Annotated in this window: 17 protein-coding genes; 7 read left to right on the top strand and 10 right to left on the bottom strand. The window is 58.9% G+C overall.

Features of this window, described 5'->3' with window-relative positions; all coding sequences use genetic code 11:
* Nucleotides 1–13: 13 nt before the first annotated feature.
* From C2E16_RS20950 to C2E16_RS05255, 3 genes are all read right to left on the bottom strand, one after another.
* Complete coding sequence (locus C2E16_RS20950) at nucleotides 14–1,489, bottom strand: J domain-containing protein (RefSeq protein ID WP_084970323.1); 1,476 nt, start codon at nucleotides 1,487–1,489, stop codon at nucleotides 14–16.
* On the bottom strand, nucleotides 1,489–3,186 hold the full coding sequence (locus C2E16_RS05260) for an Hsp70 family protein (protein ID WP_104951435.1): 1,698 nt from the start codon (nucleotides 3,184–3,186) through the stop codon (nucleotides 1,489–1,491). The genes C2E16_RS20950 and C2E16_RS05260 overlap by 1 nt, the downstream gene beginning before the upstream one ends.
* Before the next feature lie 222 nt (nucleotides 3,187–3,408).
* Nucleotides 3,409–5,595, bottom strand: coding sequence for a TonB-dependent siderophore receptor (locus C2E16_RS05255; RefSeq protein ID WP_084970322.1), 2,187 nt, complete (start codon nucleotides 5,593–5,595; stop codon nucleotides 3,409–3,411).
* Between the two features lie 357 nt (nucleotides 5,596–5,952).
* On the opposite strand from C2E16_RS05255, the gene C2E16_RS05250 reads away from it, so the two are divergent.
* The 4 genes from C2E16_RS05250 to C2E16_RS05235 all read left to right on the top strand — a co-directional run bounded on the left by C2E16_RS05250 (nucleotide 5,953) and on the right by C2E16_RS05235 (nucleotide 9,619).
* A complete protein-coding gene (locus C2E16_RS05250; protein ID WP_084970321.1) occupies nucleotides 5,953–6,903 on the top strand; it encodes a siderophore ABC transporter substrate-binding protein in 951 nt (316 codons plus the stop codon).
* Between the two features lie 7 nt (nucleotides 6,904–6,910).
* Entirely contained in the window at nucleotides 6,911–7,870 is a 960-nt protein-coding gene (locus C2E16_RS05245; RefSeq protein ID WP_084970320.1) for an ABC transporter permease, read from the top strand.
* Between the two features lie 109 nt (nucleotides 7,871–7,979).
* Nucleotides 7,980–8,864 carry an iron chelate uptake ABC transporter family permease subunit gene (locus C2E16_RS05240; protein WP_244555286.1) on the top strand — a complete coding sequence of 295 codons (885 nt, stop codon included), beginning with the start codon at nucleotides 7,980–7,982 and terminating at the stop codon, nucleotides 8,862–8,864.
* A complete protein-coding gene (locus tag C2E16_RS05235; protein ID WP_084970319.1) occupies nucleotides 8,861–9,619 on the top strand; it encodes an iron ABC transporter ATP-binding protein in 759 nt (252 codons plus the stop codon). Before C2E16_RS05240 ends, C2E16_RS05235 begins: the two co-directional genes overlap by 4 nt.
* A 106-nt stretch (nucleotides 9,620–9,725) precedes the next feature.
* Here C2E16_RS05235 and C2E16_RS05230 read toward each other — a convergent pair whose 3' ends face one another.
* Entirely contained in the window at nucleotides 9,726–10,085 is a 360-nt protein-coding gene (locus C2E16_RS05230; RefSeq protein ID WP_084970318.1) for a DUF1971 domain-containing protein, read from the bottom strand.
* A gap of 284 nt (nucleotides 10,086–10,369) precedes the next feature.
* Here C2E16_RS05230 and dbpA point away from each other — a divergent pair, with 284 nt between their 5' ends.
* Nucleotides 10,370–11,749 (top strand): ATP-dependent RNA helicase DbpA, encoded by a 1,380-nt coding sequence (dbpA, locus tag C2E16_RS05225; protein ID WP_038627754.1) that lies wholly within the window; start codon nucleotides 10,370–10,372, stop codon nucleotides 11,747–11,749.
* A gap of 48 nt (nucleotides 11,750–11,797) precedes the next feature.
* On the opposite strand, the gene C2E16_RS05220 is transcribed toward dbpA, so the two are convergent.
* Nucleotides 11,798–12,136 carry a cupin domain-containing protein gene (locus C2E16_RS05220; protein WP_084970317.1) on the bottom strand — a complete coding sequence of 113 codons (339 nt, stop codon included), beginning with the start codon at nucleotides 12,134–12,136 and terminating at the stop codon, nucleotides 11,798–11,800.
* A 91-nt stretch (nucleotides 12,137–12,227) separates the two neighbouring features.
* Here C2E16_RS05220 and C2E16_RS05215 point away from each other — a divergent pair, with 91 nt between their 5' ends.
* Entirely contained in the window at nucleotides 12,228–12,611 is a 384-nt protein-coding gene (locus C2E16_RS05215; protein ID WP_038627759.1) for a RidA family protein, read from the top strand.
* A 54-nt stretch (nucleotides 12,612–12,665) separates the two neighbouring features.
* Here the strand turns inward: C2E16_RS05215 and C2E16_RS05210 are convergent, their stop codons facing one another.
* Nucleotides 12,666–12,851, bottom strand: coding sequence for a hypothetical protein (locus C2E16_RS05210; RefSeq protein WP_038627761.1), 186 nt, complete (start codon nucleotides 12,849–12,851; stop codon nucleotides 12,666–12,668).
* Nucleotides 12,852–13,135: 284 nt separating this feature from the next.
* Between C2E16_RS05210 and corA the strand changes: the two genes are divergently transcribed.
* A complete protein-coding gene (corA, locus tag C2E16_RS05200) occupies nucleotides 13,136–14,104 on the top strand; it encodes a magnesium/cobalt transporter CorA (RefSeq protein WP_084970315.1) in 969 nt (322 codons plus the stop codon).
* A 285-nt stretch (nucleotides 14,105–14,389) separates the two neighbouring features.
* Here corA and C2E16_RS05195 read toward each other — a convergent pair whose 3' ends face one another.
* From C2E16_RS05195 to C2E16_RS05180, 4 genes are all read right to left on the bottom strand, one after another.
* Complete coding sequence (locus C2E16_RS05195) at nucleotides 14,390–15,400, bottom strand: LacI family DNA-binding transcriptional regulator (RefSeq protein ID WP_084970314.1); 1,011 nt, start codon at nucleotides 15,398–15,400, stop codon at nucleotides 14,390–14,392.
* Between the two features lie 197 nt (nucleotides 15,401–15,597).
* A complete protein-coding gene (locus tag C2E16_RS05190; protein WP_084970313.1) occupies nucleotides 15,598–17,517 on the bottom strand; it encodes a glucose PTS transporter subunit IIA in 1,920 nt (639 codons plus the stop codon).
* A 188-nt stretch (nucleotides 17,518–17,705) separates the two neighbouring features.
* Nucleotides 17,706–18,590: a metal ABC transporter substrate-binding protein gene (locus tag C2E16_RS05185; protein ID WP_084970312.1), complete on the bottom strand. Its 885-nt coding sequence runs from the start codon at nucleotides 18,588–18,590 to the stop codon at nucleotides 17,706–17,708.
* A 20-nt stretch (nucleotides 18,591–18,610) separates the two neighbouring features.
* A complete protein-coding gene (locus C2E16_RS05180) occupies nucleotides 18,611–19,474 on the bottom strand; it encodes a metal ABC transporter permease (protein WP_084970311.1) in 864 nt (287 codons plus the stop codon).
* Between the last annotated feature and the right edge of the window lie 3 nt (nucleotides 19,475–19,477).

Here is a 19,477-nt window from a genome sequence, read left to right as displayed (position 1 = left end):
GCGCGCCGTTCTGCTAGCCATACAAGCCGGCAGCGAGATTCAGCAGCGCATCCAGCAACAGGCAGCAGAAGATGGCATAGACGGCGATAAGCGGATAGCTCACCACGCTAAACTCCAGCGTTGCCAGCAGGCGCCAGGGGCTGCTGAGCAGCCGCGCGACGGCAATGCCCGGACGGCGGAGGCCGGGCGCCTGTTTCGACCAGACCGACCAGAGAATAAGCCATTCAATCAGCACGATAAACAGTGGGGTCATGCCGGAAAAGCCTTCTCCTTTCGCGGCGCTGTGGCTAATGGTCAGCACCAGCACCCCGACCAACAAAGCCGCTAACAACGCCACCGAAACCAGGCAATCCAGCAGGATAAATATCCCCATCAGCCACGGTCTGCGCTGTAGACCCATCAGGATCGCATCGCTGAGATAGAGGAAATAGACGACAAGGGCGAACGCGATCGGCCCGGTCGGCAAGCCAGGCGGCGAGCCGGAAAGCGCCAGAGGAAAAATCGCGCCCCAGAACGCCAGCAGAAACAGGCCCTGCCAGCTTAACGCACAGCGGCGCGCACTGATGAATTCGAGCATCGCGGGATTAAGCCGCTGGACCAGCTCAGGAAAGGTGACGTAAAGCGTATTGACCTGCTGCGCCATTTTCGCGATCAGCCCCGGCACCAGACGCGCCCATAACGGCGCGGCGGCGCGATCGCCGCACAGCAGCCCCAGCGCCAGGCGCGTGGAGAGATCGCCGTGCTGCGATTCATTTTTCATCTCATGCCAGGCACGCTCGCGCCCGGTCGCGCGAATTTGCGCATTAAGCGCCTCCTGCAACGCTTCCGGCACCAGATAGCCGCTGCTGTATTGGTCCAGCTCCCACTGCAGCGCATCGCTGATTTTCTCTACCAGCCACTCTGACAGCCCTGGCTGCTCCGCCAGCGCGGCAGCCAGATCCTGATGAAACTGCTGCTGCTGCATCAGGTTGCCTTCATGGCTCACCCGCTGAAACAGCGCGTCCAGCGCCGTAAGTTTACCGTTACCTTCGTTCACCAGCTCAGCGGCCAGCGCCTGCATCTCTTCCGGGGTATAGATTGGCGCGAGCGAAGGCGGAAAAGCCGCGACGGCTTCAAGGCCGGGTTCAGCGACATATCCCGGAAAAATGGAGGCCTCCGCGTCCGGCTCAGCGGCGGCGGTTTCCTGACAGGGTTCAGCATCATATCTCGCAGGAGGAGAAGCCCCAGCGTTCGGCTCAGCGGCGGCGATGTCCTCCGGGCGATGTACGGCGTCCTTCTCAACGGCCAGGGCGCGCTCAGGAGCGTCGTCAGTTTCGTCCGGCTGAAGCGCGCTGGCGCTGCTTTTCGCCCACTCGAACGCCTCGCGCAGCCGCTGATATCCATCCGGATCGCTGTCCGGGCGGCAGGTTTTCAGCTGGCGCGCATAGGCGCGACGAATCAGCGCTTCATCGCCGGTGGGCTCAATGCCCAAAATTTGCCAGCTGTTCATCACAATAATGTCCCTTCAACCGTATCCAGCGCCTCGCAGACCTTCTGGCGTACGTCCGCGATACGTCGTTCATCCTGGCTGTCGAGCGCCTGTTCGAAGACGCTCATGACGTTATCGATCCAGGCGCGCTCTTCCCCCAGCAGCCGCTCAAACAGACGCGAGCCGCGCAGCAGCAGATCGCGGTTCTCCTGGCGGTCGCGCGGGTGACGCTTGAGGTCGTTCAGCTTTTGCAGGCTCTGCTCGATTTGCGCCGCCGTCATCTGTCCCGGCACCTTCTCTATTACCAGCCGGGCGCTGTTCGGGCCGTCGATCTGCTGGCACTGCACTTCCAGCAGGCCATCCAGCGTATAGGTAAAGCGGATATCCAGCGCCACCTCACCCGCCCCGCGCGGCGGCACTTCAATATTCATTTCGCCGAGGTAAACGTTATCTTTTACCCGCCGCCCTTCGCCCTGATAAATTTTTAGCAGGACGCTGGTTTGGTTGTCGGCAACGGTGGTCACCGTTTTGCTTTTGCTCACCGGCAGCCAGGTGTTACGCTCAATCAGCGGCAGAAAAAAGCCGCTCTCCAGCCCGCCAGGACTCTCTTTTGCCGTTTCCACGCCAAGCGAAAACGGCATCACATCGGTGAGAATGACATCTTCGATCGCCGCATCTTTCATCACCATGCCCGCCTGTACCCCGGCCCCCAGCGCGACCGCCTCATCGGGGTGAAGGTCGTGACGGGGGAAGCGGCCAAACAGGCGCGCCACCGCCTGGCGCACCAGCGGCATGCGCGTCGCGCCGCCGACCAGCAGGACATGGTCAAGATCCTGCAGCGAGAAGCGCGCATCATGCAGCGCCTGCATAACCGGCTGCTGCAGGCGGGCGATCAGCGGCTGGCAGCAGCGGCCAAGCTGCGCTTCATCCAGCGTCCAGCGCCAGGTTTGCGCCTGCCATGACAGCTCGACGCTGGCTTCCGGCGCGTGGCTCAGGGCGAGCTTCAGCCGAGCGGCCTGCTCCAGCAACGCGGGCTTCACCGCCGGCAGCGCCGCTTTTAACGCCGGCTGCTGATCAAGCATCCACTGGCAGATCGCCTCGTTAAAATCATCGCCGCCCAGCTGCACATCGCCGCTGCTGGCGCGTACTTCAACCACGCCTTCAAACATATCGATAACCGAGACGTCAAAAGTGCCGCCGCCTAAATCGAAGGTCAGGTATTTTTGCTCGCGGTTTTCCAGCAGCCCGAACGCCAGCGAGGCCGCCGTCGGCTCATTTAACAGACGCAGCACATTAAGGCCCGCCAGTTCGCCGGCGGTTTTCACCGCACGTCGCTGTACGTCATTAAAGTAGGCGGGGACGGTAATCACCGCGTCTTCGATGCGCTGGCCGAGCCAGCTTTGCGCATCTTCTTTCAGCTGACGCAATAAAATGGCGGAGAGTTCTTCGGCGCGGAAGGTTTGATTACCCAGCGTCAGCGTCGCTTCGGTGCCCATATAGCGTTTGAAGCTGGCCTGCGTCAGATGAGGATGGGTGCTGAGACGGTCGAGCGCCGGCTGGCCGGTCAGCAGATTGCCCTCGTCATCCAGCCCGACAACCGACGGGGTTAACATACTGCCGAATTTGTTGGCGATCAGCTGCGACCGGCTATCACGCCATATCGCGACCGCGCTGTTGGTGGTGCCCAGATCGATGCCGATTACCTGCCTGGCTGACATACGTTCTCCCTGTGGAGGCATCCTGCCCGTCCCGACCGGGTTCAGCTGGCCGCGCGGCGCAGAGCCTTGAATGAATAACCTGATAAAGAGGTTTATCGTCGTATTGTATTGAATCTTTAGGCGCCCGGATCTTATCAGCGCTTTCGAAAGATCAGATATATTTCACCGGCGCATTCAATAAAAAGGCCCGCATTGCGCAGGCCCTTTTTTATTTCGCGGTTATCAGAACGACATCGTGACGCCCGCGTAATAAGCGCGACCCGGCTCGTTGTAGGTTGAGGCGCCGTCGTTTTCACGGTAGACACGCTTATCGAGCAGGTTGCTGACGCCAGCGTTCAGGCGCAAGTCTTTCATCAGGTCGTAGTTGACGTTCAGCCCGACAACCGAGTAGGCGCCGACCTCTCTGTCCGACATGCCTTCTTTGTTTTCTTTGTTGATTTCCGCATAGTGACGCGGCTTCTGGCGGCCATAGAGCGTCCAGTTGACGTTAGCGGAAAGCTTATCGGTTACCTGATAGTCCAGCATGGTGTTAATGGTGTATTTCGGGATAATCGACAGCGGATTACCGGTTTCCTTATCTTCCGAGGTAATCATATACGTCACGTTGGTGCGCCAGGTGAGCGTATCTTTCACCAGCGGGATCAGCAGGTTTCCTTCCAGCCCTTCCACCACCGCCTTGCCGCCGTTTTCCCAACGCAGCACGTGATAACCGTCAGCGGTTTCGCCCACCAGATCGGTGCCGGAGACGATTTTGTTTTTGTAATCGTTGCGGAACCAGGTGATGCCGGCGTCGTAGCCCTGATCGGTAAATTCAAGGCCGATCTCTTTGTTGACGCTGACTTCCGGGTCAAGATGATCGCTGCCCATCAGATAACATTTTTCAGAAATGCCTAACGGGCAGCCGTTGCCTTTGGTGGAGAGCAGATAGCCTTCGCTGGACTGATAGAGGTTCGGCGCTTTAAACACGCGCGCGATGCCTGCCTTCAGTTTAACGTTGTCGCTCAGCTCCTGAGAGAGGTTCAGGCTTGGGCTCCAGTTATTGCCGAACTTGCTGTGGTGATCCAGACGCAGGCCGGGGATCAGGGCGGTGCCGGGCAGCGGCTCGATATTATCCTCGAAATAGACGGCGCTTAAATCGGCGCTGTTTTTGCTGCTGCGTCGGGCAGGATCGCCTGAGACGCCGCCGACGTCAATATCACCGGCGTTCACCATCGACATCGAGGCGGGATCGTTAAGTTCCTCGCGGTTCCACTCCGCGCCGAGCGTGACGTTCTGCTCCACCAGCAGATCCAGCGGCATAACGATTTCGCCGGTAGCGCGGTAATTTTTCAGGCGGCTGGTAATATATTTGTCGCTGTTGATCATCCCTTCGACTTTACCGCCCGCCCCTTCGCCCAGCCGGGTGTTGTTGGTTTTCTCATACCAGAAGCCCAGATTCGACTGGCCCCAATCCCAGATGCCGTTATGCGTCACGCCGTAAGACTGGCGGTACATGCGGTTGGTTTCGTGGCCATAGAGACCGGCGATGCGGTCGCCTGGGCTGACGTTGCTGTTGCTGTACTGGGTATCGCCCGCGTAGATATTGCCCTGACGGCTGTAGCCGTAGCTGAAATCCAGAATCTGCGTCGGCGACAGCTTCCAGGAGACCACGCTGTTGATATCTTTATTGCGCACCCCTTCGCGCCCGGCGGCGTAAGAGCCGTTTTGCGCGTTGTTAATATCCCAGGCGTCAGCGTCGGTTTTATTGATATTGCCGTACAGGCGCATGGTGAGCGCATCGCCCGCCAGCGGGCCGCTGAGGCTGAAGTTGGCGCGTTTGGTCGCCCCTTCTTTGTCATCTTCCGGCTGGTTGGTAAACAACGACAGGCTGCCGTGCCAGTCGTTGGTTGGCCTTTTGGTGATGATGTTAATCACTCCGCCCGCCGCGCCGGAGCCGTAACGTGCCGCAGCCGGGCCGCGCAGTACCTCGATGCGCTCGACCATTTCCGGCGGCACCCAGTTGCTGTCGCCGCGCGTATCACGTTCGCCGCGCCAGCTGTAGCGCACCGCGTTGCGCGAGATGGTCGGCACGCCGTCAATCAGGATCAGGGTATTTTCCGGCCCCATACCGCGAATATCGATCTGACGATTGTTGCCGCGACTGCCGGAGGCGCTGTTGCCGGTGAGATTGACGCCGGGCATTTTACGAATGATGTCGGAGAGATCGTTAACGGGCGGGCTTTTTTCAATGTCTTTAGCGGTGATAATCGAGACGCCAGGCTGCTGTTTAAGTTCTTCTTCTGCCGTCGCCCGCACCGTCATTACGCCCTCTTCTGACGCTATCGCATCGGCCGCCAGCGCGACGCCGTGAACGCTGAGTAACAGCAGCAGCGCGCAAGGACGCATCCTGAAAGACTTTGTATGAATCATGCTACTAATCCCTGAGAAGTGTGTACGGATATGTCAAAGCGATATGATAACGATTATTATTTCCATTACACCTGATAGGGCGCAATCTCCATAAAATCTCCATATTTCATCCAGCCTTAAAGGGTGAATTTTGAACATATAAAAATAAAATCATTTTAAAACAATGGCATATTAATATCTTTTTCATTGACGGCGTTCACTGCCTTGCCCAATCCTGCCGATTTCATCGGGTAAAAGTCCCCAACAGGGTGCTGTTCAAGCCGTCGTGGTAAGGGTATGATTTGCGCGCCGCATCAAGAATGCGAATCATATGCATTCACGATTACCGTATGTCTGTTAACATTTTCAGGAGAGAAAATGCGCCTAACTGCCGTTTTTACCGCCTCGCTGCTCGCCGCTGCTCTCGCGCTGACCGGATGTGATGATTCCCGCGCCCAGACCGCTTCCGCCTCTACGCTTAACGTTGAACACGCGCAGGGAACCACCGCCGTTCCGTCATCGCCGCAGAAAGTGATCGTTCTGAATCCCGCCACGCTGGACAACGTCGATGCGTTGCATATTCCGGTCGCTGGCGTGCCGAAAAACAGCGCCCACCTGCCCGCTTTTCTGGCGAAATATCAGGGCGAGGAATACATGAACGCCGGCACGCTGTTTGAGCCTGACTATGAGGCGATCAGCAACGCGAAACCGGATCTGATTATCGCTGGCGGCCGCGCGCATGACGCCTACGACAAGCTCAGCGCCATCGCGCCGACCATCGCGCTGGACGTCGATCCGAAGCAGTTCACCCCCAGCCTGATCCAGCGCGTGCAACAGTTGGGCGAGATCTTCGGTAAGCAGGCGGAGGCGAAAGCGCTGACCGACGCGTTCGACGCGAAAATCGCCGCGCTGCGCGAGCGCAGCCAGCACGCAGGCAAGGCGATGGTGGTCATGGTCAGCGGCGGCAAGATGTCCGCTTATGCGCCCGGTTCGCGCTTCGGCTTTATCTTCGATACGCTGGGCTTTCAGCCTGCCGCTACCTTCGGTCAGCAGGGCAAGCACGGCAACGTCGTGACCTCTGAATTTATTATGAATGTCGACCCGGACTGGCTGTTTGTGCTGGACCGCGACAGCGCCATTGGCCGCGCCGAAGGGCAGTCTGCGCAGCAGGTACTGGATAACGCGCTGATCCATAAGACCAAAGCCTGGCAGAACAAACATATCATCTACCTCGACTCCGCTTCGCTTTACATCGCTGGCGGCATTCAGAGCTACAGCCGCCTGATGGACAGCGTCAGCGCCGCGCTCAATGACAAAGCGGCGCAGTAACCGAATCATGACGCGATTCAGTTTTGCAGCAGGCCTGGCTGTCGTGCTGGGCCTGATGTTCTGGAGCCTGTTCGTTGGCGTCAGCCCGCTGACAATGACGCGGTTGTGGAGCGACGCGGAAATGCGCGACGTCTTCTTTATCAGCCGCGTACCGCGCACTCTCGCCCTGCTGCTGGCGGGCAGCGCGGTCAGCGTCGCTGGGCTGATTATGCAGATGCTGACGCAAAACCGCTTCGTGGAACCCTCAATTGCCGGCACCACGCAGTCGGCCAGCCTCGGCCTGCTGCTGGTGATGATCGTCAACCCCGCCGCGCCGGTGATGGTGAAGATGGTTGTCGCCACGCTGTTCGCGCTGCTCGGTACCGGCCTGTTTCTGCTGATCCTGCAACGTATGCGCATCAAAACGCCGCTGATGGTGCCGCTGACCGGCATTATGCTCGGCGCTATTTTTAGCGCGGTAACCACCTTTCTGGCGATGGAGTTTGATCTGTTGCAGTCGCTGGGCAGCTGGGAATCGGGTGACTTTTCCGGCGTGTTGCAAGGCCGCTACGAGCTGCTGTGGCTCACCGGCCTGCTGACCCTGCTGGCCTGTGTTATCGCTGACCGCTTTACCGTCGCCGGAATGGGACGGGAATTCGCCGTCAACGTCGGACTGAACTATCGTCGCGTGGTGTTTATCGGCATGGCGATTATCGCGCTGATCAGCGGCGTGGTGATTGTGGTGGTCGGCGTGCTGCCCTTTCTCGGCCTGATCGTGCCCAATCTGGTGAGTATGGCGATGGGCGATAACCTGCGCCGCACCATTCCCTGGGTGGCGCTGTTCGGCGGCGGGCTGGTGGTGCTGTGCGATATTATCGGCCGCCTGATCAGCTTTCCATGGGAGATCCCGGTCAGCGTGATTCTTGGCTGCCTGGGCGCAGCGGTTTTTCTGCTGTTGATTATAAGGAGCCAGCGCAATGCAGGCTGACACCTCCGTTCCTCATTCGGCGCGGCGCGCGCTACGCCTGCGTTTCGATACGCCTGCGAAGCGGCTGGCGGGGTTGAGCGTTCTGGCGCTGGCGTGCGTCACGCTGTTTATGACCATCAACCTCAGCGGCAATATCGGCTATATTCTGGCGCATCGCGGCATGATCCTCGCCACCATGCTGCTGGTCGCTTTCGCTTCCGGCGTCGCCACCCTGCTGTTTCAGACGGTGACCAACAACCGCATTTTGACGCCGTCGGTGATGGGGCTGGAGGCGCTGTTTATCCTGTTGCAGACGCTGCTGATTTTCTTTATCGACGCCAACGGCCTGCGCCGTCTCGGCGTCAGCGGCCAGTTTATTTGCGAAGCGCTGCTGCTGGTGCTGTTCTCCACCTTTCTTTACCGCTGGCTGCTGGGCCGCGTCGGCATTAACCTGCACAGCGTGCTGCTGGTGGGGCTGGTGTGCGGCACCCTGTTCCGCAGCCTTTCCGGTCTGTTGCAGCGCCTGCTGGAGCCGGGCGAGTTCGCCATTTTACAGAGCCGCATTTTCGCCACCTTCACCCGCGCGGCGCCGGAGATTATCGTGCTGGCGGCGCTGGCGACGCTGGCGACGGCGCTGATTATCTGGCGTATGCGCTACAGCCTGGACGTGATCGCGCTTGGACGCGATATATCGGTGGGGCTGGGCGTCCCCTGGCGGCGGCGCGTCACGCTGATTTTGCTGCTGATTTCACTGCTGGTGGCGCTTTCCACCGCGCTGGTGGGGCCGCTGACCTTCTTCGGTCTGCTGGTGGCGAACCTGACTTATCAGCTGATCGGCTCTCATCGCCATCACTATCTGCTGCCCGGCGTGGTGCTGGTCGGCATTATCACGCTGGTAGGCGGGCAGGTGATTCTGGAGCGACTGCTGCATATGGCGGGATCGCTGTCGGTGGTGATCGAATTTGTCGGCGGCGCGCTGTTCCTCTGGTTTTTGATTAAAAAGGCGGCGGTGTGATTGAAGTAAAAGAGATTTGTAAAAGCTATCAGAACACGACGGTGCTGAACCGTATTACCGAGTCGATCCCGATGGGCGGCATCACCTCGATTATCGGCGCCAACGGCGCGGGGAAATCGACGCTGCTGTCAGTGATCAGCCGCCTGCTGACGGCGGACAGCGGCAGCGTCTGGGTCAACGGGCTGGAGGTAGCGAAAACGCCCGACGAGCAGATGGCGAAGGTGCTGTCGGTGCTACGGCAGGAGAACCACTTCACCAGCCGCCTGACGGTGGAAGATCTGGTCGGCTTTGGCCGCTATCCCTGGTCCAAAGGGCGGCTGACGCAGGAGGATCGCCAGCACATTGAAACCGCAATGGATTTTCTCGACCTGCTGCCGCTGCGGGCGCGCTACCTCGATCAGCTCTCCGGCGGTCAGCGCCAGCGCGCCTGCGTGGCGATGGTGCTGTGTCAGAATACCGACTATGTGCTGCTGGACGAGCCGCTGAACAATCTGGATATGAAGCACAGCGTGGCGATGATGAAACAGCTGCGCCGCGCCGCGGACGAGCTGCATAAAACCATTATTCTGGTCATTCATGACATCAACTTCGCCTCGGCCTGGTCGGATCATATTATCGCCATGAAGCAGGGCGAGGTGCTCTGGCGCGGCGCGCCGCAGGAGATTATGCGCTCTGAAGTAATTGAAGCGATTTTCGATACTCAGGTGCATATTGAAAGGCTGCACGGCCAGCATATCGCCATCTACTATCGCTAATTGAGGCGAGTTTTTTTCTTTAGCGGAGACGCGGCAGAAAGAGTTTTCAGTGAATAACAGCAGGCGCGTCGCGCGGGCGCGCCTGCCGACGCGATCTTACCGGCGGTTATTCGCCTTTATGGGTGTTTACCACCTGGCCGATGCCTTTGCCCTGCAACTCTTCCTGCGGATCGGCGAAGAAATCAATATTGAAGTACGTGTCGTCTGTCAACACTTCCACATGGTGCCAGTATTCCGGCGGGCTGATGCCGAAATGACCCGCTTCAATCACCACCTCCACTTCCGGCGTCGTGTCATGTTCGTTGGCGAAACCGTAATATTTCACCGCGCCCTGCATCACCGACAGGCGGCCATAAACCCCTTTTTTGGTGTTGTGATGGGTCAGCAGCGCGCGCGGCACGCTCTCTTTGTCCCAGAACGGCGTGGAACGGGTATGAACGAAATGTTTAGGGATGCGATGAGCCATGATGATTACCTCTTATGTTTTTGATTAATCTGTGAATTGCAACCTCCATGCCAGGCTGTTAGTTACCTTATTTATCAATAACATAATCAAAGCCGCCCTGCGCTTTTTTGTTAAAATGACTGCGATATATATTGTCTTTTTGACATACCCTTGTCGTGCTGACACGCCTTTGTGCTGTGATAAAGCGTAGGCGCTCGACGATGCCCCTTTGCGCCTTTTACTGTCCAACGCCTTATCTTCTGATAAACTGCACGTCGCAAACCCGCCTGATTAGAGATTTTCCCGTGACTGCTTTTTCCACCCTGACGCAACTGCCCGCCAGCCAGCTCGATAACCTGCGCGAAATGGGCTTCGACGCTATGACGCCTATCCAGGCCGCTTCCCTGCCCGCCATTCTTGACGGCCGCGACGTGCGCGCCCAGGCGAAAACCGGCAGCGGTAAAACCGCAGCGTTTGGATTAGGCATCCTGCAACATATCGATACCGCGCAGTATCAAACGCAGTCGCTGGTGCTCTGCCCGACGCGCGAACTGGCCGAACAGGTCGGCAATGAACTGCGTCGCCTGGCGCGCTTTACGCGCAATATTAAAATTCTGACGCTGTGCGGCGGCCAGCCGATCGCCGCTCAGCGCGATTCGCTGGTGCATGCGCCGCATATTGTGGTCGGCACGCCGGGGCGTATTCTCGATCACCTGAAGCGCGAAACGCTGGATCTCACTCAGCTGCGCTCGCTGGTGTTGGATGAGGCGGACCGTATGCTGGAGATGGGCTTTCGTGAAGATATGGAAGCGATCGTCAGCCATACGCCGACGCAGCGCCAGACGCTGCTGTTCTCCGCCACCTGGCCACAGGGCATTATCGCCATCGGCGATCGTTTCCAGCGCGACGCGCTTACCGTCACCACCGAAGACGTCACCGAACTGCCGGCGATCGAACAGCATTTCTACGAGGCGAACAGCCGTGAAAAGCTGAGCCTGCTGATCGGGCTGTTAAGCCAGCGTCAACCCGCTTCCTGTGTGGTGTTCTGCAATACCAAACGCGAGTGCGACGACATCGCCGACGCGCTGGAAAACAGCGGCATCAGCGCACTGGCGCTGCATGGCGATCTGGAACAGCGCGACCGTGACCGGGTGCTGATCCGCTTTGCCAACGGCAGCTGCCGCGTGCTGGTGGCCACCGACGTCGCCGCGCGCGGTCTCGATATCAAAGCGCTGGAGATGGTGGTGAACTATCAGCTCTCGTTCGACCCGGAAGTGCATGTTCACCGTATCGGCCGCACCGCGCGCGCCGGCGAACAGGGTACGGCGGTCAGTTTCGTCGCACCGGATGAGATGGTGCGCGCCCACGCGCTGGAAGATTATTTGCAGCAGCCGCTGGCCTGGTCCTCTGCCGCCGTCCTGAAAAACCAGCCGTCACAGCCGCTGCCTGCGGCGATGATGACGCTCTGCATCGACGGCGGCCGTAAGGCGAAGATCCGTCCGGGCGACATTCTCGGCGCGCTGACCGGCGAAGCGGGCTTCAGCGCCGACCGCATCGGCAAAATCGATCTGACTCCGACTCACGCCTACGTCGCCATTGCCGCCGCGCAGGCGAAAGAAGCGCTGATCAAGCTGAAGCAGGGTAAAATCAAAGGCAAGAGCTGCCGCGCGATTCTGCTGAAATAATCTGCCGTATCTCGCCGCGCCCTTCGTCAGGCGGAGGGCGCGGCTTTTTTATGCCTGTTCGGTGCGGTCGCCGCGCGTGGTGGGATGCGAAATCACCAAAAACTCCACCGGTTCCGCAGAGAGGTTTTGCGCCTGATGCGCCTCGCCCGGCGGGATCTCCAGCCCCTGCTGCGCCGTCAGCCGGTGCTGCTCTCCTTCCAGCTCCATCGTCAGCTCGCCGCTCAGCACAAAAAAGAACTGCCGCGAACGACTGTGAAAATGACGCGCCTCGCGTCGGTCCGGCGGCATGCGTTCATGAATGACGCTCATATCCTGGCGTTTCACCAGATACCAGCCGTCGCACTGCTCGCCCCACTGATAATGTTCCGCGTTCTCTTTGCCGATCATCTCACTTTCCTGTCTGGCTGGTTTTCCTGCCTGGTAAGTCGGTCTATGCTGTTAAGCGCTATGACATTTTAGTCATCAATAAGGAAACCACATGGGCATTGCTGAACGAAAGAACTATCCGCAGCTGGGCGAAGTGAAAGGCCCTTACGTACATGCTGTCCGTCACGGGGAGACGCTCTATATTTCCGGGCTGACGGCGTTCGGCAGCGACGCGCAGAAGGAAGGCATCGCCGCACAGGCCGAGGCGATTTTTCACCAGCTGAATGTTATCGCCAGCGCCGAAGGAACCTCGCTGCACGCGTTGCTGAAGGTGACTATCTTCGTCACCTCGCTGCGTGAGATCGACGCGTTGCGCGCCGTACTTTATCGTCACTTCGGCGATCATCTGCCCGCCAGTTCGCTGGTACAGGTCAGCCAGCTTTTCTCTCCCGATCTCTCTATTGAGATTGAGGCGATACTGGCGCTGAATCACTGACGCGACGGTTTTGCCGTTCAACAGGGCGGCATGTCAATCGCCCGGCCTCGGCGGTCAACCGGCGTCGTGAGTCTGGGGCAGCTCGCTGTGCAAACGGTTAAACAGCGCCTCGTCCGCTGCGCTCCACAACTCCCCTTTTCCCTTCAGCAGCTCGCGCAACAGCGTTGACCACTGACCGATACGCACCAGCTCTTCTGATGAAAAAACCGCTGACGACGCGTTCTCTGTTCCCACAGCCATAAACAACCTCATAGATCGATAAAAGATGTTCGCAGGCGCCGACGGTGGCGCCGTCAGTTATGTTAATTCACCGCGATTGCCGCTGCACAGCGCCCGATCCGCCGCTAACGCTTTTCCAGATTTTCTTTAGCTTCGCTGACGGCGCGCTTCGCTTTACCGACCGCTTTGTTACAGGCGGATACGTTAAAATCAGGCGTGCAACGGCGGTGGGATTTCCCTTTCCGCTGCGTTAACGACTACCCTTAACCGGGGATAAAACCATTCAATAAGGGAGCCGTGGAACTATGGTTGTGAACAGTATCGTTTACCGCAACGGAGAGCGTGGGGAAGTTATCGACCCGGAGAACATCAGCGACGTGATAAACGAGCCTGATGCTTTTGTCTGGCTGGGACTTTATCAGCCCGATCCGCCTTTTATGAAGAAAATGCAGGAGGAGTTCGGCCTGCATGAACTGGCGATCGAGGATGCATTGACCGCCCACCAGCGTCCGAAGCTGGAGCAGTATGGCGAATCGCTGTTTATCGTACTGAAAACGGCGTACCTGACCGAAAAACACCATATCGAATTTGGCGAAACGCACTTCTTCGTCAGCCAAAAATTCCTGATTACCGTGCGCCACGGCGCGTCTGACAGCTATGCGCCGCTGCGCCAGCGCGCCGCCGAGCGCCCTGAAATGCTGAGCAAGGGCGTCGGTTTCCCACTCTACTGCATTTTCGATTTTATCGTTGATAACTACAGCGATATCACCGCCTCGCTTAGCGAACGCATCAGCGAAATGGAGCGCGCGATGTTCCGCACCGAGTTTGACCGCAAATCGGTGCAGCATGTCTATACATTGCGGCGTCAGCTGCTGGCGCTGCGCAACGCCGCGATGCCAGTGGACGAGATCTGCAATCAGCTGATTCGTTTGCATGAGGATATTATTCCCAAACCTTTGCGCGCCTATTTGCGCGACGTGCAGGATCACGCGCACCACGTTGTCACCGATACCGACGACATGCGTGAAATCCTGACTAACGCCATGCACGTCAACCTGGCGCTGGTGACGGTGCAACAAAACGAAGTCGTGAAAAAGCTGGCGGGCTGGGGGGCGATTCTGGTGATCCCGACGGTAATCTTCAGCATGTACGGCATGAACTTTGAAAGCATGCCGGAAATCCACTCTCCCTTCGGCTACCCAGCGGCCATTGGCGGCACGCTGCTCGCCTGCGCCGCGCTCTACTGGCGACTGAAACGCGCAGGCTGGCTGTAAAGGAGATAATGCATAACCGATGCCGCACAGCGTCGCATCGATTCTCCTGGCTTTGCCCTTGAATTACTCACTAACGCCGTGCTGCCCAGCTTAAGGCGACGGCGGCCAGGGAAGATGCGGGCCGAACTGTCAGGGATGACGGATTGCGTCTTTACGATCTGACTGGACGTCCGACGCAGGCGCTGTCGTTTTGCCAGCGAAGCGGGCGCTAAAGGCCTGTTTTCTGGTCGCCCCTTCCACGCGGACGTCAACCTTTCCGCCTCGCTCCCTTCAACCGCATCGCCCTTAATCCTCAGATAAACACCGCTGTCCCACAGACTCGCGCACCACCAGCGTTCCGCACAGGGCCGCGCGCGCAGGATCGTTTTTGATGCTCAGGATCCTTTCCACCGCGTTCTGGATCATGTGCTCGATGGGGATATCAAGCGTGGTGAGCGCTGGCGACACAAAGCGCCCCACCTTCGCATTATCAAACCCCGCGACCGAAACATCTTCCGGCACCGCCAGGCCCTGATCTTTCAGCGCCTTAATCGCGCCCAACGCCATATCGTCATTGGCGGCGAGAATCGCGCTGAAAGTTCGGCCTTGAGCAAACAGCGCCTGCGCCGCGCGATAGCCGCTCTCCATGCTCCAGTCGCCCTGCGCCAGCAGCGCGTCCGTATCCTTAACGCCGAGCGCGTTTAACTTATCCTGCCACGCCTGCTGACGCGCCGTATTGCTGGGCGACAGCATATTGCCGCGAATATAGGCGATGCGCCGGTGCCCCTGCGCCTGGAGATAATCCATCATGATTTCGCTGCCGCGATAGTGATCGATAAACACCGCATTATCGGGCAAGGCGGAGAGCCGCTGGTTCAACGCCATTATCGGCACCGGGCTCTCGCTGATGATTTTCGCCAGCTGCGGCGCCGGGATATGCCGCGCATAAACCATCACGCCAGCGCACTTCATGCGTACCAAAAAGTCGATGGCGTTCATCTCCTCTTCCGCGCTCTGCTTGCCGTCAGCGAAAATCAGGCGATGATTGTGCGCTTCGCAAAACTTCGCCGCGTTATAAACCAGCGTCGAGAAAAAGGGACCGTTATAAACCGCATTGGTCATCACCAGGCCAATCATGCTGCTTTTTTTCGTCGCCAGCTGCTGCGCCAACAGATTAGGCCGGTAGCCCGTCTCCTCAATGGCTTTGTACACCAACGCTTTTACCTCTTCCCTGACGACATCCTTTCCATTCAGCACGCGCGACACCGTGGATTTGGAAACGCCGGCACAGCGCGCCACGTCAAGCATTGTCACCATTACAGCCTCGCTTTACGGCAGCTTTGTAAAAAACTCTCCCAGAGGGAGCGGCTAAAACGGCGTCATTATATCGCAAAGCGAAGCGGACGCCGCAAGGTTATGCCGTGCGCCGCGCCGCGTTTTTCAAGATTGGTTTTGCCGTCGCGCATGATGCGCCAGAAGGGATCGGCACGGCCGCTACGCCGCGCCGGAAATATTTAGCTCACCGTCATTACCGGCGCGCCGGAGGCGACCGGACCGTCATTAACACATTTCGTCATGCGATACTCATCGCTGTTCATCACCAGAAAAGGCGTCGTGATGTCATAGCCCGACGCGACGATGGCGCTGCGCTGGAAGCGAATCAGCGGCGTGCCCGCCGTGACCCGATCGCCGACCTGCACCAGCGTCGAAAAGTGCTGACCGCCGAGATTAACCGTATCCAGCCTGACATGGATCAGAATTTCTGCGCCGTTATCGCATACCAGACCGACCGCGTGATGGCTGTCAACGGTAGAAGCGACCTCCGCGTCGCAGGGCGCGACGATAACATCCTCCTCCGGCACGATGGCGATGCCGTCGCCCAGCAGGCCGCCAGCGAAACTCTCATCGTTCACGCTGGCCAACGGCAGCGCATTGCCCGCCACCGGACTCATCAGGGTTAAGGTTTTGCCCGCCGCCACAGGCGCGGTACCTGTCGACGACGCGGTCGCCTCCGAATTCGCCGATCCGATGGAAGCGCCCGCAGCCTTGCCGCCCGCTTCGTTTTGCGCCTCCGGCTCGCGGAAGCCAACCAGGAACACCAGAATAAAGGTCGCCGCCATCGTCACCAACACCCCGGTCAACTCGCCGATAAAAGACATCGGGTTTTCCGGGCTGATGGCGTTCACAATGGTCAGCACGCCCGGCAAACCCGCATAGGCGTAGTAATAGCTGCCGAACAGGCTGGTGACGATGGCGCCCACTGCCCCGCCGATGCAGCCGCAGATAAAGGGCTTTTTCAGCTTCAGCGTAACGCCGTAAATCGCAGGTTCGGTGATACCGAACACGCCGGTCAGCCCCGCCGACCAGGCGACGGTTTTAAAGCCGCGCTGCTTCGCTTTTATCGCGCAGGCGAAGGCCGCCGCCATCTGCCCTACTACCGCCATGGTTTGAAACGCCTGAAACGAATCACGGCCATGCAGATCGAAGTTCGCCATCACCACCGGCGTAATGCCCCAGTGCACGCCGAAGATCACAATCACCTGCCAGACCCCGCCGATCACCGCCGCCGCCAGCGCGGGCGCGGTGTCGAACAGCCAGTTGTAGCCCATGGCGATGCCGTTGGCGAGACCGGAGGTAACCGGCCCAATCAGCACCAGCGTCAGCGGCACCATAATCACCGCGCAGATCAGCGGCGTAAACAGCGGCGCCACCACCTGCGGCAACACGCGATTTACCAGCCGCTCCAGATAAGAAAGCCCCAGCACCAGGAACAGCGGAGGCAGCACCGACGAGGTATAGACCGTTTGCGCCAGCGGCAACGAGAAGAAGGTTACCGCCTCGCCTTTGGCGATCTGCGCCGCCAGCGTCGCCCATTCTGGATTAATCAGCGCGCAACAGCAGAACAGCGCAATAAACATATTGCACTTAAAGAATTTCGACGCGGTGACGGCGATAAATACCGGCAGAAACGCGAACGGCGTCCAGGAGATAAAGTTCAGCACGCTGAAGGCGCCGGTTTGCTGAAAGGCAGGCAGAAAATAGTTAACGGTAATCAGAATGCCCTGCAGGATCCCCGCCGCGGCGAGCACGTAGATAATTGGCGCGAACACCGCCGACATTGTGGCGATCACCGTATCGAGAACGCGCCTCTTCTCATTGCTCTGTTGCAGTTTGTCAGGATCGACTATCGCCGCCAGCGCGTCATACACGTCCGCCACATGCGTGCCGATCACGACCTGGAATTGCCCGCCGCTCAGCACGACCGTGATAACGCCCGGCAGCGCCTTGATCTTTTCTACCGCGCCGGGCGGCGTCTCTTTCAACACCAGGCGCAGACGCGTGGCGCAGCGGGAAAAGCTAATCAGGTTGGTCTCGCCGCCCGTCCCCTGCAGGATATCAGCGGCTAATCTGGAATAATCTCGTATTTTTCCCATGGTCAGTCCCGGTAGCTGAAAAGTTGAAACCGGTTTCAGACTAGCATTGTGCAATACTGCTGCAACCGGTTTCAAACAGATCTGTGCCGCGCTTCGCAGTTTTTGCGGCCGGGAAAGCGGCGAGAAAAAGAGGGATTCTAAAAAATAAAGGAAGCCAGGAGGCTTCCCTTATACCCTGTGAGGAAAGGCTATTTCATGCTGGCGGCGATGGTCTCGACATTATGCTTAAACGCCGCCGCGTAGCTCGGCGCCGGACCGTTTTCTTCGCTCAGCGCCTCCGGGTAGAGTTCGCCGCCCGGCTGCGCGCCGCTGGCTGCCGCAATCTGCTTCACCAGGCGCGGATCGGTCTGGTTCTCAATGAAGTAAGCGGCGATTTTTTCCTGTTTGATCTGCTGAATCAGCTTGCCGACATCGCTGGCGCTTGCTTCCGCTTCGGTGGAAAAGCCGACCGGAGAGAGAAAATGGACGCCATATTCAGCGGCGAAATAGCCGAAGGCGTCATGGCTGGTTAGCACCTTACGCTTGCTTTCCGGCACGGCGGCAAATGTCTCTTTCGCCCAGGCGTCCAGTTTCTCCAGTCGCTGAATATAGGCGGCGCCGCGCTGCTGAAAATAGTTTTTGTCCTGCGGATCGGCAGCAATCAGCGCGTTCATCACATTGCGCGCGTAAACAGCGCCGTTTTTCGCGCTGTTCCAGGCATGCGGATCGGTCACCTTATGCCCTTCTTCTTCCATGCTGCGCGTCTGAATGCCGTTCGACGCGATGACGACTGCGCCTTTGTAGCCAGAGGCCGCCACCAGACGATCCATCCATCCTTCCAGTCCCAGCCCGCTGACGAATACTACATCAGCCTTATTTAACGCCAGGCTATCTTTCGGCGACGGCGAAAAAGCGTGCGGATCGCCGTTGCGGCCCACCAGCGACGTTACCGTCACATGCTCGCCGCCGACCTCCTTCACCATATCGGCCAGCACCGAGAAACTGGCGACGGCGGTAACGGTTTTCGCCATCAGCGCCGGGCTAACGACCATTAACAGCGACAGCGCGGACGCTTTTACGATTCTGGAACCCATGTATAACTCCTTACCTGTAATTATCGGACTCTGTTTTTTAATATGCGGAATACCCCTTTCTCCGCGCCGAACAGCACGGAAATCAGGAAGATCAGGCTGGCGGTCAGCACAATTGCCGGGCCTGCGGGCAGCGACTGATACCAGGACCAGGCCAACCCAATAAAAGCGCTGACCATGCCGGTTAACACCGCCAGCAGCAGAATATGCGGCAGGCGGTTCGACCAGCAGTGCGCGGCGATAGCGGGCAGCATCATCAGCCCTACCGTCATCAGCGTGCCGAGGATCTGAAAGCCCGCCACCAGGTTCATCACCACCAGCGCGAGAAACAGCGCGTGAATCAGTCGCGGCAGTTGGGGGCGGCGCACCTGCAGAAAGGTCATATCAAACGCCTCCGCCACCAGCGCCCGATAGCAGATCGCCAGGATCAACAGCGTCAGGCTGGCGATGATGCCGATAAAGGTGAGCGCTTCGCCATCCACCGCCAGCAGCGAGCCGAACAGCAGATGCAGCAGATCGACCCCGCTGCCGCGCAGCGAAACCAGCGTGACGCCCAGCGCCAGCGAGCCGAGATAGAAGCCGGCGAAGCTGGAATCTTCGCGCAGCGTGGTGACGGAGCTAACCCATCCTGCCAGCAGCGCCACCAGCAGACCGGCGATAAAGCCGCCCACTCCCATCGCCAGCAGCGACATGCCGGAAAGCAGATAGCCGATAGCCACGCCGGGCAGCACCGCGTGCGACAGCGCATCGCCGATCAGACTCATCCGCCGCAGCAGTAAAAAGACGCCCAGCGGCGTCACGCTAAGCGACAGCGCGAGACAGGCGACCAGCGAACGGCGCATAAAACCGAATGCGGTAAAGGCCTCGAAAACAGGAAAAGTGGCCATCGG

The sequence above is a fragment of the Mixta calida genome (assembly GCF_002953215.1).
Lineage (GTDB): Bacteria > Pseudomonadota > Gammaproteobacteria > Enterobacterales > Enterobacteriaceae > Mixta > Mixta calida.
Note: the sequence above shows the minus strand (reverse complement) of the source record. Positions and strands in the feature narration are given on the sequence as shown.

Bases quoted from the DNA above. Each gene is read 5' to 3' on its own strand.
- C2E16_RS05255 (WP_084970322.1), bottom strand. From the start codon at position 5,595: ATGATTCATACAAAGTCTTTCAGGATGCGTCCTTGCGCGCTGCTGCTG.
- C2E16_RS05210 (WP_038627761.1), bottom strand. From the start codon at position 12,851: ATGGCTGTGGGAACAGAGAACGCGTCGTCAGCGGTTTTTTCATCAGAA.
- C2E16_RS05195 (WP_084970314.1), bottom strand. From the start codon at position 15,400: ATGGTGACAATGCTTGACGTGGCGCGCTGTGCCGGCGTTTCCAAATCC.
- C2E16_RS05180 (WP_084970311.1), bottom strand. From the start codon at position 19,474: ATGGCCACTTTTCCTGTTTTCGAGGCCTTTACCGCATTCGGTTTTATG.
- C2E16_RS05220 (WP_084970317.1), bottom strand. From the start codon at position 12,136: ATGATCGGCAAAGAGAACGCGGAACATTATCAGTGGGGCGAGCAGTGC.
- C2E16_RS05185 (WP_084970312.1), bottom strand. From the start codon at position 18,590: ATGGGTTCCAGAATCGTAAAAGCGTCCGCGCTGTCGCTGTTAATGGTC.
- C2E16_RS05190 (WP_084970313.1), bottom strand. From the start codon at position 17,517: ATGGGAAAAATACGAGATTATTCCAGATTAGCCGCTGATATCCTGCAG.
- C2E16_RS05250 (WP_084970321.1), top strand. From the start codon at position 5,953: ATGCGCCTAACTGCCGTTTTTACCGCCTCGCTGCTCGCCGCTGCTCTC.
- C2E16_RS05240 (WP_244555286.1), top strand. From the start codon at position 7,980: ATGACCATCAACCTCAGCGGCAATATCGGCTATATTCTGGCGCATCGC.
- C2E16_RS05260 (WP_104951435.1), bottom strand. From the start codon at position 3,186: ATGTCAGCCAGGCAGGTAATCGGCATCGATCTGGGCACCACCAACAGC.
- C2E16_RS05230 (WP_084970318.1), bottom strand. From the start codon at position 10,085: ATGGCTCATCGCATCCCTAAACATTTCGTTCATACCCGTTCCACGCCG.
- C2E16_RS05245 (WP_084970320.1), top strand. From the start codon at position 6,911: ATGACGCGATTCAGTTTTGCAGCAGGCCTGGCTGTCGTGCTGGGCCTG.
- corA (WP_084970315.1), top strand. From the start codon at position 13,136: ATGGTTGTGAACAGTATCGTTTACCGCAACGGAGAGCGTGGGGAAGTT.
- C2E16_RS05215 (WP_038627759.1), top strand. From the start codon at position 12,228: ATGGGCATTGCTGAACGAAAGAACTATCCGCAGCTGGGCGAAGTGAAA.
- C2E16_RS20950 (WP_084970323.1), bottom strand. From the start codon at position 1,489: ATGAACAGCTGGCAAATTTTGGGCATTGAGCCCACCGGCGATGAAGCG.